Here is a 13,204-nt window from a genome sequence, read left to right as displayed (position 1 = left end):
TAAATCTTAACTATTTTTTAACCTTTTTGTCAAGGGAAAATACGATCGGAAAGGAATATTAACATTATCATATATAAGTTTGAATCCATTAACCTGGACCTTATCTCCGTCAAATTCGATGCATTTATTACGATAACAAACGAGAGGGAGCATGATGGACAGAATTTACGGAATCAGAATGGATTGTAAGCATTGTCTGCGAAAACAGGCTGTTGTTTTTGCTTAAAAATATGACTCAGTTCGTTCAAATTATTTCTTGCAATCTGCCGGTCATAGAAATAACGCATAAAAATGCCCTCCTTACCAGTGGTCCGGTAAAGAAGGCACATCTTAAGATTCATGACGGCATTTTTATTCCTGGGGTTTCATTTTGAATCGGAACTGCATTTTAATTATGCGAAATCATTCTTCGTTTTCTTTGAGACTTTCCATGATGAGAGTTGCGGTTTCTTCAATCGACTTGTTGGCAACGTTGATAATCGGGCATCCGAGCTTTTTGTAAAGCTCCATGGCAAAATCAAGCTCGGCCTGAATATTGTCCATATTGGAATAAGTGGTGTCGGGATTCAAGCCGTAGGAAATCATGCGCTCCCTTCTGATGTTGTTCAAAATCGACGGATCATTGGTCAGACCGAAGATTTTATTTGGGTCAACCTGATAGATCTGATCAGGAATGCGGGTCTTAGGCACCAACGGAAGGTTGGCAACCTTATAGCCGTGGTTTGCGAGGAACAAGGACAACGGGGTTTTGGAAGTTCTCGAAACGCCCAAAAGGACGATGTCTGCTTTCAGGAAACCTGACGGATCTTTGCCGTCATCATAAGTCACGGCAAACTCAATGGCTTCAATGCGCTTGAAATATTCGTGATCCGTGTTGTGGTTGATGCCGGCCTCATGGAGCGGTTCGTCTCCGGTGCGCTCCGCCAAAATATCGATGATGCCGCTTAACGCATCGATGACTGCAAGATTGTTTTCTTTGCAGTAGTCATTTGCAAAAGCCGAAAGCTCACTATCTGAAAAAGTGTGCACGATAATCGCATTTTCACGTGTGGCTTTATGCAAAATACCCGTCAAAATCGAAATCGTTTTGATCAGCGGATAGCGATGAACTTTAAAATCTGCTTTCGGAAATTGAACGATGGCTGCTTGAGCGAGGTTGTTGCCCGTTTCACCAAGAGAATCGGAAATAATATAAACATTGATTGCGTTGTCATTTGACATAGGGGGTCTCTCCTTTCAGTAAACGTTTTCTTTAATTCTATTATACTATATTTGCCGGAAATATTCATCAAAATAAATGAATTTTGCTGAATAAACTAAGAAGTTGTTAAAGTTATATTGACGCGATATTCTCATTTATGTATAATGAAAAGGAACTGTTGATGTTTGTGATATTACAAAATAGACAATAAGACGGTTACATTTAAGCTCGGAGGGAGGGAAACAACCATGTCAAAGACAGTCGTTCGTAAAAACGAATCTCTTGATGACGCTCTTCGTCGCTTCAAACGTTCCGTTTCAAAAACAGGTACTTTGCAAGAATATCGGAAACGTGAATTTTACGAGAAGCCAAGTGTAAAACGTAAGAAAAAGTCCGAAGCAGCAAGAAAGCGCAAAAATAAGCGTCGTTTCTAGTTTCTAGAGGAGGCAGGTTGTGATGAGTTTATTGGATTCATTGCAAAAAGATATGGTTGCAGCCATGAAAGCCAAGGACAAGAATCGTTTGAAGACTGTTCGAATGCTTAAGGCTGCGGTTCAAAATGAGCAGATTAGCGTTGGACACGATTTGACTCCTGACGAGGAAGTCGGCGTGTTATCTCGTGAATTGAAGCAACGTAAGGATTCTCTTGAAGAATCGAAAGCTGCTGGACGTGACGATTCAGTCCAGGAACTTGAGGGCGAAATCGCAGTTGTGCAAGGCTATATGCCTGCTCAATTGAGCGCGGATGATGTAAGGGCCGTTGTTGAAGAAACGATCAAAGCGGTTGGAGCAACGTCTAAAGCCGATTTCGGCAAGGTCATGGGTGCCGTGATGCCAAAGCTCAAGGGCAAGGCTGACGGCAAGCTGATTAACGCCACGGTTAAGGAATTGCTCGGTTAACGAGCGTCCTGGAGTCAGGGAAGAAATTCCCTGGCTTTTTTTGTCTGCAGTTTGCTAAAATGGCTTACTGTAAGTATAATACATATAGGTGAGAATCATAATTCAAAGAAGCAACGGTCGCGTTGGTGTCTGGAAGATTCAGCGGCTTCATTTCCAGGCTGACGCTTCCGCGGCAAAAGGGGTGCTCTTATTTGTCAGAAGGAACCGTAATTGAAGAAGAATTTACGCTCGCTGATCCGCAGATGGCAGTTTCGCTTTTCGGAATCAATGATGCTTATTTGAAACTGATTGAAGAAGGAAAAAACGTTATCGTCAGCTCGTTCGGAAATCATGTCAAGATCAAAGGCAGTCAAGATGGCGTTTCGGAAACGAAGGAAATTTTCGCACAGCTGGCTGAACTTTTGAAAAAGGGCGTTACGATCAGCAATGCTGACGTTGTTTCGGCGATGACGATGGCCGAAAAAGGAACGTTGGAGTATTTTCAAGACCTTTATACGGATACTTTGATCAGAGATCGCAAAGGCCGAAGCATCCGCGTGAAAAATTACAGTCAACGTCAATACGTTCAAGCGGTCAAGCATAACGATCTCGTCTTCGGAATCGGTCCTGCCGGCACGGGAAAGACGTATCTGGCCGTCGTAATGGCGGTTGCTGCATTAAAACGGCATGAAGTTGAACGTCTGGTACTGACGCGACCCGCAGTCGAGGCCGGGGAATCGCTTGGCTTTTTGCCGGGGGATCTGAAAGAAAAGGTTGATCCTTATCTGCGTCCGATTTACGATGCGTTGAATTCGATTCTTGGTGCGGAACATACTGAACGATTGATTGAGCGCGGAGTCATCGAAATTGCTCCTTTGGCTTATATGCGCGGACGGACGCTTGAGAATGCCTTCGTGATTTTGGATGAAGCGCAAAATACGACAAGGGCACAGATGAAGATGTTTTTGACGCGTCTTGGTTTTGGTTCGAAAATGATCGTTAACGGCGACAAGACACAAATCGATTTGCCTGCCGGACATAAGCAAAGCGGACTTGTCGATGCGGAGCACGTGTTAAGCAATCTTGCGCATATCGGTTTCGTTCATTTTGATGCTGCTGACGTCGTGCGGCATCCGGTGGTTTCGGAGATTATCAGTGCCTACGAAAAGAATAATAAAACAGAAAATGAGGACTAGCATCAATGGATTTGGAAATTTATGACGACACGAAGAATGTTCCAGAAGAAAAAATCAAGCTGATTGAAGATATTTTGAACTTTGCGGGCAGCTATCTCAAGCTTCCTGAAAATACAGAGATGTCGGTTACTTTGATGGATAATGAACATATTCATGAAATCAATAAAAAATATCGCGGAGTCGACAAGCCGACGGATGTCATCAGCTTTGCGATCGAAGAAGACGATCCCGACGAAGTTCCGATTATTTTGCCGGAAGATGAAGAGTTTGACATCCCCAAAAATATTGGCGACATCATGGTTTCGATGGACAAGGTTAAAGAACAGGCCGAATATTTGGGACATTCGGAGGATCGTGAACTTGGTTTTCTGGTTGTCCACGGATTTTTGCATTTGAACGGATACGACCACATGAAAGAAGAAGACGAAAGGGAAATGTTTGGTCTTCAACGAGAGATTCTTGACTCCTATGGGCTTACGAGATAGCAAAAAACGTTCAAAGTTCGTTAGCCGTTGGAAAAACCGTCACTTTGTCAGCTCTTTCAAATATGCGGTAGAGGGATTGGTGACAGCTTATCGTGAGGAACGCAATCTGCGTTTCCATGTTGGCTCAGTGATTTTGGTCGTAATCATGGGGTGTTTGTTCCATGTTTCGGCAAACGAGTGGCTTTGGCTTTTATTGAGCATCTTTTTTGTTTTGGCAAGCGAGGTCTGGAATACGGCGATTGAAAATGCTGTTGACCTCGCCAGTGAATATAAAAAGCATCCCCTGGCAAAAAAGGCCAAGGATACCGCTGCGGGCGGGGTGCTTTTGGCAGCCGTGTTTTCAATGATTGTCGGTGCGATTGTTTTTGTGCCGAAAATTTGGCAACTGCTGTTTTAGATTAATAAATGTGAGGAAGAAAATTTTTGAACAATAAATTTCATTCGGGCTTTATAGCCATATTAGGACGTCCCAATGTCGGAAAATCGACTTTTTTGAATCGAATCATCGGTCAAAAAATCGCCATCATGAGCGATAAAGCTCAAACTACACGCAACAAGATTCAAGGGATTTATACGACTGATGATGCTCAGATCGTTTTCATCGATACACCGGGCATTCATAAACCGCAAAGCCGTCTGGGCGATTTTATGGTCGAATCGGCTCTTTCGACGTTAAATGAGGTCGATGCGGTGATTTTCATGGTAAATGCAGAGCAAAAACGCGGCCGCGGCGATGATTTCATTATTGAGCGTCTCAAAAACGTCAAAAAACCGATTTATCTGGCAATCAACAAAATTGATCGGATACATCCTGATCACCTTTTGGAAGTGATGGACGACTACCGCGGAGCACTGGATTTTAAAGACGTTTTCCCGATTTCTGCGCTTCAGGGCAATAATTGTCAAGAGTTTATCGATACACTGATCAAAGACCTGCCTGAAGGTCCGCAATACTACCCGACGGATCAGGTTACGGATCATCCGGAAAGATTTATTGCCGGCGAACTCATCCGCGAAAAAGTCTTGGAACTCACGAGAGAAGAAGTTCCGCACTCGGTTGCGGTCGTTGTCGATCGCATCAAGCGTCGCGACGAGGAAAAAATTTTGATTCAGGCCACGATCATCGTTGAACGCGCGAGTCAAAAAGGCATCATTATCGGAAAGGGCGGCAAGATGCTCAAGACGATCGGAGTCAAGGCAAGAAAAGACATCGAGCTTATGATGGGCGACAAGGTTTATCTGGAACTTTGGGTCAAGGTCATGCCAAATTGGAAAGATCGCCAGATAGACTTGAGATCGCTCGGATACAAACAGGACGATTATTAATTTTTTGCGGAGTTGAAACGATGTTTTGGCTCCGCTGTTTTTAAAAGGAGGGGTCATCGTGGTTTTGCATCAGGGCGAAGAGTTTTCAGGCATCGTGGTTTCAAAAAGAGACTATAAGGAAAGGGATCTGCTTGTCAAAATTTTGACGAATCGTTATGGTTATAAGACCTTTTATATTCGCGGCGCTAAAAAACGCGGGTTCAGACTTGGCGCAATTATTTTGCCTTTTTCGCATGGACGCTATCTCGGAAGCATTAATGATGACGGTCTGTCATATCTTAGCACCGGAAAGGAAATTGATCAATATCAAAATATTTTTAACGATATCATGCTGAATGCCTATGCGTCATATGTTTTGGGGTTGGGTGAAGCCGCAATTAAAGATGACTGCATTTTGGCATCTAAGTGGTACAGGAAGATAGAACGAGCGCTGCAACTGATCGACCAGGGAGTTAATCCGTTGATTATCGTAAGCATCATGGAAATTCAGATGCTGGAACTTTTTGGCGTTGCTCCTGAATGGCGCTTTTGTGCGGTTTGCGGAAATCAGCGTTCTTCTTTTGACTATTCCGAAAGTTATGGAGGAATTCTTTGCAAAAATCATTGGCATCTTGATCCAAATCGGCTGCATCTTGACGAAAAAACGATGTACTTCTTACGCTATTTGTCTGATATTGACTTGGACGTTTTGAAAAGCGTCAATCTTAGCGAAAAAACGAGCATAAAAATCAAGCGGGCACTTGACGTGATCTATGACGATCAAGTCGGACTTTACGTTCCTGCCAAGAAATTTTTAAATGAGATGACTTCTTTTGACTTTGCTTTTGAAAAAGGACTTGACAAAACTGAATAATTAAACTATTCTAAGGTCAATCGAATAGAAAGACGTTGAGAAAAGAAGGTCGGCGACGTGTCATGCCAAGCGAGTCTGAGAAGGTGTGAGCAGATGATGACTGTTGTTTGATTGGCGCTTTTTGAGTCTTGACGAAATTAAGCTGCTAGGCAAAACTAGAAGTAGGGTGGAACCGCGATTTGCGAAAAGTCGTCCCTATGTGACCACAGACGTCGCATAGGGACTTTTTTATGCGATTGAGCTGGTTGTTTTCGCAATAAATTTTTAGGAGGACTTTGCCTTATGGCTAAAAAATTAGCAATGCAAGATATTATTTTGACCTTGCAACAATTCTGGGCTAAGCAAGGCTGCATGCTCATGCAGGCTTACGACAATGAAAAAGGTGCCGGAACGATGAGCCCGTACACGTTTTTACGTGCAATCGGACCCGAACCGTGGAACGTTGCTTACGTTGAACCGTCACGTCGGCCGGCTGACGGACGTTATGGAGAAAATCCCAATCGTTTGTTCCAGCACCACCAATTTCAGGTAATCATGAAACCGAATCCTTCAAACATCCAGGATCTTTACTTGGATTCGCTCAAGGCTTTGGGAATCAATTCAAAGGAACACGATATTCGTTTTGTTGAGGACAACTGGGAAAACCCTTCAATGGGATGTGCCGGAGTAGGTTGGGAAGTTTGGCTTGACGGAATGGAAATCACTCAGTTTACTTATTTCCAACAGGTCGGAGGTTTGGAAGTTCGCCCCGTTGCCGTTGAAGTAACGTATGGACTTGAAAGACTTTCGTCTTACATTCAAGAAGTCAACTCGGTCTTTGATCTTGAATGGTCAGACGGCGTCAAATACGGCGACATCTTTAAAGAACCGGAATATGAGCATTCAAAATATGCTTTTGAAGAAAGCAATCAGGAAATGCTTTTGAAAATGTTTGATACGTATGAAACGGAAGCCAAAAAGCAGATTGCAAACGGCTTGGTTCACCCGGCTTATGATTATATCCTGAAATGCAGTCACACGTTCAATCTGTTGGATGCTCGCGGTGCGGTTTCGGTTACGGAGCGTGCCGGCTACCTTGCTCGAATTCGCAACATGGCTAAATCAGTCGCAAAAGCATTTATTGAAGAACGAAAGAAACTTGGCTTCCCGCTCATCAAAGATGAAAAACTTCGTCAAGAATTGTTGAAGGAGGATAAATAATGTCACAAAATTATTTGCTTGAGATTGGTCTGGAAGAAATTCCGGCACATGTCGTCACGCCAAGCATCAATCAGCTGGTTGAACGCATGACCTCCTTTTTAAAGGAAAATCGTCTCAGTTTCGATAAAATAGAAGCATACTCAACGCCGCGTCGTCTGGCTCTCAAGGTTATCGGTCTTGCCGACAAGCAAGAAGACATCGAGGAATTGGCTAAAGGTCCTGCAAAAAAGATTGCCTATGACAAAGACGGCAACTGGTCGAAAGCCGCCCAGGGATTCGCACGCGGACAAGGCGTGAGCGTCGATGAACTGTTCTTCCAAGAATTAAAGGGCGTTGAGTACGTCTACGTTAAAAAATTCATTGCCGGCAAGTCCGCAAAAGAAGTATTGACGTCTGTCAAAGAAGTCGTAATGGAGATGAAATTCCCGACAATGATGCGTTGGGGTTCAAATGATTTCGAATACGTTCGTCCGATTCGCTGGATCGTCTCATTGCTTAACGACGAGATCGTTCCCTTTAAGGTTTTGGATCTTGAAACTGGTCGAAAATCGCAAGGACACAGATTCCTGGGAAAAGAAGTCGAAGTAAAGAATGCGGATGCGTATCCTGAATGCTTAAAGCAGGAAATGGTTATTGCCGATGCCAAGGAACGCAAGGAAATCATCATGTCTCAAATCGACGAACTCGCCAAGAAGAATTCGTGGAACATTGTCGTTGATCCTGATCTTTTGGAAGAAGTCAACAATTTGGTCGAATATCCGACTGTTTTTGCAGGTTCTTTCGATGAAAAATATCTTTCGGTTCCTGATGCCGTTTTGATTACTTCAATGAAGGACAACCAAAGATATTTCTACGTTGAAGACTCTGACGGCAAACTTTTGCCGCACTTCGTTTCCGTAAGAAACGGAAACAGTGCTTATCTCGAAAACGTCGTTTCAGGCAATGAAAAAGTGTTGACGGCTCGTCTTGAAGATGCCAAGTTCTTCTATGAAGAAGATCAAAAGAAAACAATTTCAGACTATGTCGAACGACTGAAAAAAGTCATGTTCCATGATAAGATCGGAACGATTTATGAAAAAATGGTGCGTGTCGCTTTAATTGCGGCTTATCTTGGCAAGCATCTCGGACTCAGCAAAACGCAGCTTGCGGATTTAAAACGTGCTGCAATGATCTACAAATTCGATCTTGTAACCGAAATGGTCGGCGAATTTTCTGAACTGCAGGGCGTGATGGGCGAGATCTACGCTTCCTTGTTCGGTGAGACGGATGCCGTTGCTTCAGCAATGCGTGAAGAATACATGCCGACGAGTTCTGAAGGAGATTTGCCGGAGTCGACGATTGGAGCAGTTCTTTCGATTGCCGATAAAGCAGACAGCATTCAAGCATTCTTTTCTGCAGGGATGATTCCGAGCGGTTCAAACGATCCGTATGCTTTGAGACGTCAAGCCCTTGGCATCGTGAGAATCGCGCTTGACAAAGGATGGAACCTGTCCGTTCCTTTGCTGCATGAGGCAATCATGTCCGCATTCAAAGAACGCGGAGATCTTTATGCAAACATCGATCCTGAAAAGAATTACGCAGGCGTTAAAGATTTCATGTTTGATCGCGTTGCTCAAATCATTGGTTCAAACAATGACGTCGGCCGAGATGCTTTGGAGGCTGCGCTTGCAAACAAAGACAATGAATTCGTTTCGGTCCTTGAAGCTGCAGAAACGCTGACAAAACATGCTTCAGATGATGATTTCAAGGAAACGATCGAAGCTTTGACGCGCGTTTCTCGTTTGGCGAAAAAGGCTGATTTTGAAGCTGCCTCGGTCGACGAATCGTTGTTTGAAAACGATTCGGAAAAGAAGTTGTATGATGCTTGCTCAAATGCTCAAAAAGGATATTGCTGCAAGTCATATGAGGACAAGTATCAAGCTTTGCATGGCTTGAAGGGTGCAATCAGCGAATATTTCGATGCAACGATGGTCATGGCTGATGATGAGAAAGTCAAGCACAATCGTTTGAGTCAGCTTGTTTTGCTTAGCAATCTGACAACTGCTTTCGGATCGCTCGAAGAATTAAACGTCAAATAATCAAGCTAAATAAGAGAGAATGGGTAAAATCCCGTTTCTTGCTTGAATTAATTAAATGCCGGACAAGGGCGGTCAGCTTAAGACTGTTTTTGTTCGGTATTTTTCAATTTTGATACATTTAAAGTTGCTCTTTTTGATAAATGCAGTGCTGCTCAACTAATCTCGTCAAGATCTCAGTCAAAATTGCCGATGCGTTTTTTTTTGGATTATTTTCATCAAAGTTCAGGCAATTTCGTCAACAATCAGCAAATGTCTTTTGAACGAGAGTCTGGTCTGAGGTCTGATTGACAAATTTCAGAAAATGTTATACAATAGCCAATGATTATGCGAAACAGGTCGTACACTTATGTGTGCGACCTTTCTACGCCTCGTGGTTAATGACGGGAGGGGATTTTTTGGCTGGCGGAATACCCGAAAAAACGATTGATATGGTCAGAAGCAATGCAGATATTCTGGATGTTGTCGGCAACTTCGTTCAAATGCGGCATGCTGGCAAAAACTGGGTGGGTCTTTGTCCTTTCCATGCTGAAAAGACGCCGTCGTTTTCAATCAATGAGCAAAAACAGTTTTTTTACTGTTTTTCGTGCGGACGCGGCGGAAATGTTTTTAAGTTTATCATGGAACTTGAAGACTTGAATTTCATAGAGGCTGTTTATCGAGTTGCTGAACTTGAAAATATCGAAATAGATCCTCGCTATTCTTCGGAAAATCAAGCCCGATTTCAAAAGGAATTTGAATCTTCAGAAATTGGGCAACTGAAAAATTTGTATAAAACTGCAGCTGATGTATATCATTATATGCTGACGACCGCTGAAATCGGCGAGCAAGCATTGGATTATTTGCATCAACGCGGTCTTACGGATGATTTGATTGAAGAATTCGGTTTGGGGTTTGCACCCTCGCAAGATTTTTTAAAGACTTATTTTGAAACGCATGGTATTGGTGATTACCAGCTTTTCAGGAAATCAGGCCTGTTTACTGAACACGGAGACGGAAGTTTGGTTGATCGTTTTCATTCGAGGGTAATGTTTCCGATTAGAAATGCATCAGGCCAGACGATAGCTTTTTCCGGTCGGCTTCTGATCAAAGACGACAAGTCGCCAAAGTATTTAAACTCCCCAGAAACATTATTGTTCGAAAAGAGCAAAGTTTTATTCAACTTTGACAAAGCCAAAAGCGTAATCAGACGTGATGGCGAGGTCTATTTGTTCGAAGGGTTCATGGATGTTTTGGCTGCGTATCGTTCCGGAGTCAAGAACGGCATAGCTTCAATGGGAACCAGCCTGACTGATGATCAGATTTATCAAGTAGAACAAATAACAAAGAAGGTTCTTGTCTGCTATGATGGTGATCAGCCGGGACAGGCGGCAACCAAAAGGGCCCTTGATCTTTTTGAAGATTCGTCGAAAATCGAGTGTGAAGTTGTTAATTTGCCTGAAAAACTGGATCCAGACGAATACGTCAGAAAACACGGCACGGAATCGTTTAAAAAAATAGTTCATGACGACCGCGAAACCGTTCTTGAATTTTATATGCGCTACTTCAAGGAAGGAAAAAACCTTGGAACGGAAAGCGGACAGCTTGCATACATTACGGATGTTTTGGGAGAAACCGCAAAAGTCAGCGATTCTTTGCAGATACAATTGACTCTTGGGCGTTTGGCTAAGGAATTCGGAATTGACAAAATGAGTCTTGAAAGTCAGTTGCGAGTTTTGAAACAGCAGCTGGGCACTAGAAACGTGCGGTCAGAAAGCAGTTTAAAGAAAACAAGCGTTGATTCAAACGTTGTCAAGGAAAAGGAATTTTCCAGAATTGAAAAAGCAGAACGCCTGTTGCTTCATCGAATTCTGAATGATTATAGCGTTTATTCCAAGGTGAGCTCGATTGAAGATTTTCAATTCGTTCATGTTGATTATCAAGCACTGTATTTATTGATTGAAGGATATTACAGCGAGCATTCCGAATATGACGATGCCAAATTTCTTGATTATGTTGAAGATTCAAAATTGCAAAACGTCTTGATTTCGATTGAGATGGAAGACTACGGAGACTATGATGAACAAGAGGTAGACGATTGCTTGAAAGTGCTGAAACATGATGCGCCGTTGGAAGAACAGATTACACGAATCAGCACTCAGTTGGATCAGGCCAAAAGGCAAAATGATGTCAATAAAATAACGGAATTAACCATTAAATATATTAAAATGATGCAGGAAAAGCAGGCTGATGCTTAGCTGAACTGCGTGTCAATTATTGCAGCTTCAATTATTAAAGGGAGGGCCTAACATTGGCAGAAGAGAAGAAAAACAACCAGTTGGATGACGTTGTGTACAAGAAGGCGTTGCGTGAAGTCGTCCAGGAATTCAAGCAGGCTGGCGAGGTGAGGTACAGCGAACTGACGAAGCGTGTTTCACCACTGGATTTGACGTCCGAACAAATTAATGATTTGATTGCAGACGTTGAGAAGAAAGGAATCTCCGTTGTCGATGAAAATGGCGATCCTACGGCAGAAAGCTTGAATCAGGCTAAGGAAGAGGAAAAAGAACTTTCAAAAAGCGACGTTTCCGCACCTTCCGGGGTTAAAATCAACGATCCTGTCAGAATGTATCTGAAGGAGATCGGGCGCGTCAATCTTTTGACGGCTGAAGAAGAAAAACAACTTGCTTTGAGAATTGAAGAAGGTGACGAAGAAGCAAAGCAGCGTCTCGCAGAAGCAAACCTTCGTCTCGTAGTTTCCATCGCCAAAAGATACGTTGGGCGCGGAATGTCTTTTCTTGATTTGATTCAAGAGGGGAATATGGGGTTGATGAAGGCGGTTGAAAAATTTGATTACCGTAAAGGATTCAAATTTTCAACATACGCCACATGGTGGATCAGGCAGGCGATTACGCGTGCCATTGCGGATCAGGCACGTACCATTCGGATTCCGGTTCACATGGTTGAAACAATCAATAAGTTGATCAGAATTCAGCGCCAAATGCTTCAAGACCTTGGCCGCGAACCGATTCCTGAGGAAATCGGCGCAGAAATGAATCTTCCGACTGAAAAGGTTCGTGAAATTTTGAAAATCGCCCAAGAACCTGTTTCGCTTGAAACGCCGATCGGTGAAGAAGATGATTCGCATCTTGGCGATTTCATTGAAGATCATGCAGCCACTAGTCCGGCAGACCATGCCGCATACGAGTTGCTTAAAGAGCAAATTGAAAGCGTGCTTGATACGTTGACCGATCGGGAAGAAAACGTTTTGCGTCTCCGCTTTGGGCTTGACGATGGCCGTACGCGCACGCTTGAAGAAGTCGGAAAGGTCTTTGGAGTCACGCGTGAACGAATTCGTCAGATTGAGGCAAAAGCACTGAGAAAACTTCGTCATCCTTCTCGTTCGAAGCAGCTTAAGGATTTTTTGGAATAAAACATCATTTTATTTATGTCTAGCCGGAAGAGGCTGGGCAAAAGTCTTTTTTCTCTCTTGAATTAAACGAAAAGCCAAACGAAGACGGTCGATTTGCGACTGGCTTTGTTCGGCTTTTTTAATTTCTAATGAAAAAACTACTTTTTTCAAGCAGCAGTATTGCTCAACCAATCTATCCAAGATTTCACTCAAAGTTACGGACAAATCCTACATTTTACTCAATGTGTCCGTAAACGGCAGTAATTTTGCCAAATGCAGCGCCTGCTAAATCAGCGTGCTACGCTCTCAGTCAAATTTACCGCCAAACTATTTTTGGTTATTTCCATCATGGAAGGCAATTATCATGCATACGCAAAAAAACCGGATCAGATTTGCGATTGATTGCAAATCATCCGTTTTTTCAATTTGAGACATAGTTTTTTTCTCAGCGTCCGGATAGTAATACTGTGTTATGATGATCGCAGATAGCAAATAGCTCAGCAATTGCATTGTTGAGAACCAAGGCAGGCATCGGTGGTGGTTGACAAAGGCGTTTTTGGCTTTCTAGTCATCAATGCCTTTTTTTGCACTAGATGTA

General features: G+C 43.1%; 13 protein-coding genes. 11 read left to right on the top strand and 2 right to left on the bottom strand.

Annotated features, from left to right (window positions below; translation table 11 throughout):
- Positions 1-402: 402 nt before the first annotated feature.
- Entirely contained in the window at positions 403-1,221 is an 819-nt protein-coding gene (locus BMZ95_RS01495; protein ID WP_014073607.1) for a pyruvate, water dikinase regulatory protein, read from the bottom strand.
- Positions 1,222-1,449: 228 nt separating this feature from the next.
- Here BMZ95_RS01495 and rpsU point away from each other — a divergent pair, with 228 nt between their 5' ends.
- From rpsU to rpoD, 11 genes are all read left to right on the top strand, one after another.
- Positions 1,450-1,635: a 30S ribosomal protein S21 gene (rpsU, locus tag BMZ95_RS01490; RefSeq protein WP_003694124.1), complete on the top strand. Its 186-nt coding sequence runs from the start codon at positions 1,450-1,452 to the stop codon at positions 1,633-1,635.
- Between the two features lie 22 nt (positions 1,636-1,657).
- The gene (locus BMZ95_RS01485; protein WP_041820003.1) at positions 1,658-2,101 is read left to right on the top strand and encodes a GatB/YqeY domain-containing protein; all 444 of its coding nucleotides are present in this window, start codon (positions 1,658-1,660) and stop codon (positions 2,099-2,101) included.
- 191 nt (positions 2,102-2,292) lie between these two features.
- Positions 2,293-3,276, top strand: a complete 984-nt coding sequence (locus BMZ95_RS01480; protein ID WP_046922564.1) for a PhoH family protein — start codon at positions 2,293-2,295, stop codon at positions 3,274-3,276.
- Positions 3,277-3,281: 5 nt separating this feature from the next.
- On the top strand, positions 3,282-3,761 hold the full coding sequence (gene ybeY, locus BMZ95_RS01475) for an rRNA maturation RNase YbeY (RefSeq protein ID WP_046922565.1): 480 nt from the start codon (positions 3,282-3,284) through the stop codon (positions 3,759-3,761).
- Positions 3,745-4,158 (top strand): diacylglycerol kinase family protein, encoded by a 414-nt coding sequence (locus tag BMZ95_RS01470; RefSeq protein WP_014073603.1) that lies wholly within the window; start codon positions 3,745-3,747, stop codon positions 4,156-4,158. Before ybeY ends, BMZ95_RS01470 begins: the two co-directional genes overlap by 17 nt.
- A gap of 26 nt (positions 4,159-4,184) precedes the next feature.
- Positions 4,185-5,087: a GTPase Era gene (gene era, locus BMZ95_RS01465; protein WP_003698520.1), complete on the top strand. Its 903-nt coding sequence runs from the start codon at positions 4,185-4,187 to the stop codon at positions 5,085-5,087.
- A 58-nt stretch (positions 5,088-5,145) separates the two neighbouring features.
- Entirely contained in the window at positions 5,146-5,940 is a 795-nt protein-coding gene (gene recO / locus BMZ95_RS01460) for a DNA repair protein RecO (RefSeq protein ID WP_046922566.1), read from the top strand.
- Positions 5,941-6,222: 282 nt separating this feature from the next.
- A complete protein-coding gene (gene glyQ, locus BMZ95_RS01455; protein WP_014073600.1) occupies positions 6,223-7,140 on the top strand; it encodes a glycine--tRNA ligase subunit alpha in 918 nt (305 codons plus the stop codon).
- A complete protein-coding gene (gene glyS, locus BMZ95_RS01450) occupies positions 7,140-9,218 on the top strand; it encodes a glycine--tRNA ligase subunit beta (RefSeq protein WP_046922567.1) in 2,079 nt (692 codons plus the stop codon). Before glyQ ends, glyS begins: the two co-directional genes overlap by 1 nt.
- Positions 9,219-9,613: 395 nt before the next feature.
- Positions 9,614-11,452, top strand: a complete 1,839-nt coding sequence (dnaG, locus tag BMZ95_RS01445; RefSeq protein WP_046922568.1) for a DNA primase — start codon at positions 9,614-9,616, stop codon at positions 11,450-11,452.
- Between the two features lie 53 nt (positions 11,453-11,505).
- A complete protein-coding gene (gene rpoD, locus BMZ95_RS01440) occupies positions 11,506-12,627 on the top strand; it encodes an RNA polymerase sigma factor RpoD (RefSeq protein ID WP_014073309.1) in 1,122 nt (373 codons plus the stop codon).
- Positions 12,628-12,636: 9 nt separating this feature from the next.
- On the opposite strand, the gene BMZ95_RS11100 is transcribed toward rpoD, so the two are convergent.
- On the bottom strand, positions 12,637-12,819 hold the full coding sequence (locus tag BMZ95_RS11100; protein ID WP_155400508.1) for a hypothetical protein: 183 nt from the start codon (positions 12,817-12,819) through the stop codon (positions 12,637-12,639).
- Positions 12,820-13,204: the final 385 nt, after the last annotated feature.

The sequence above is a fragment of the Ligilactobacillus ruminis DSM 20403 = NBRC 102161 genome, assembly GCF_900113455.1.
Classification (GTDB): Bacteria; Bacillota; Bacilli; order Lactobacillales; family Lactobacillaceae; genus Ligilactobacillus; species Ligilactobacillus ruminis.
Note: the sequence above shows the minus strand (reverse complement) of the source record. Positions and strands in the feature narration are given on the sequence as shown.

Bases quoted from the DNA above. Each gene is read 5' to 3' on its own strand.
- BMZ95_RS01495 (WP_014073607.1), bottom strand. From the start codon at position 1,221: ATGTCAAATGACAACGCAATCAATGTTTATATTATTTCCGATTCTCTT.
- rpsU (WP_003694124.1), top strand. From the start codon at position 1,450: ATGTCAAAGACAGTCGTTCGTAAAAACGAATCTCTTGATGACGCTCTT.
- BMZ95_RS01485 (WP_041820003.1), top strand. From the start codon at position 1,658: ATGAGTTTATTGGATTCATTGCAAAAAGATATGGTTGCAGCCATGAAA.
- ybeY (WP_046922565.1), top strand. From the start codon at position 3,282: ATGGATTTGGAAATTTATGACGACACGAAGAATGTTCCAGAAGAAAAA.
- BMZ95_RS01470 (WP_014073603.1), top strand. From the start codon at position 3,745: ATGGGCTTACGAGATAGCAAAAAACGTTCAAAGTTCGTTAGCCGTTGG.
- glyQ (WP_014073600.1), top strand. From the start codon at position 6,223: ATGGCTAAAAAATTAGCAATGCAAGATATTATTTTGACCTTGCAACAA.
- glyS (WP_046922567.1), top strand. From the start codon at position 7,140: ATGTCACAAAATTATTTGCTTGAGATTGGTCTGGAAGAAATTCCGGCA.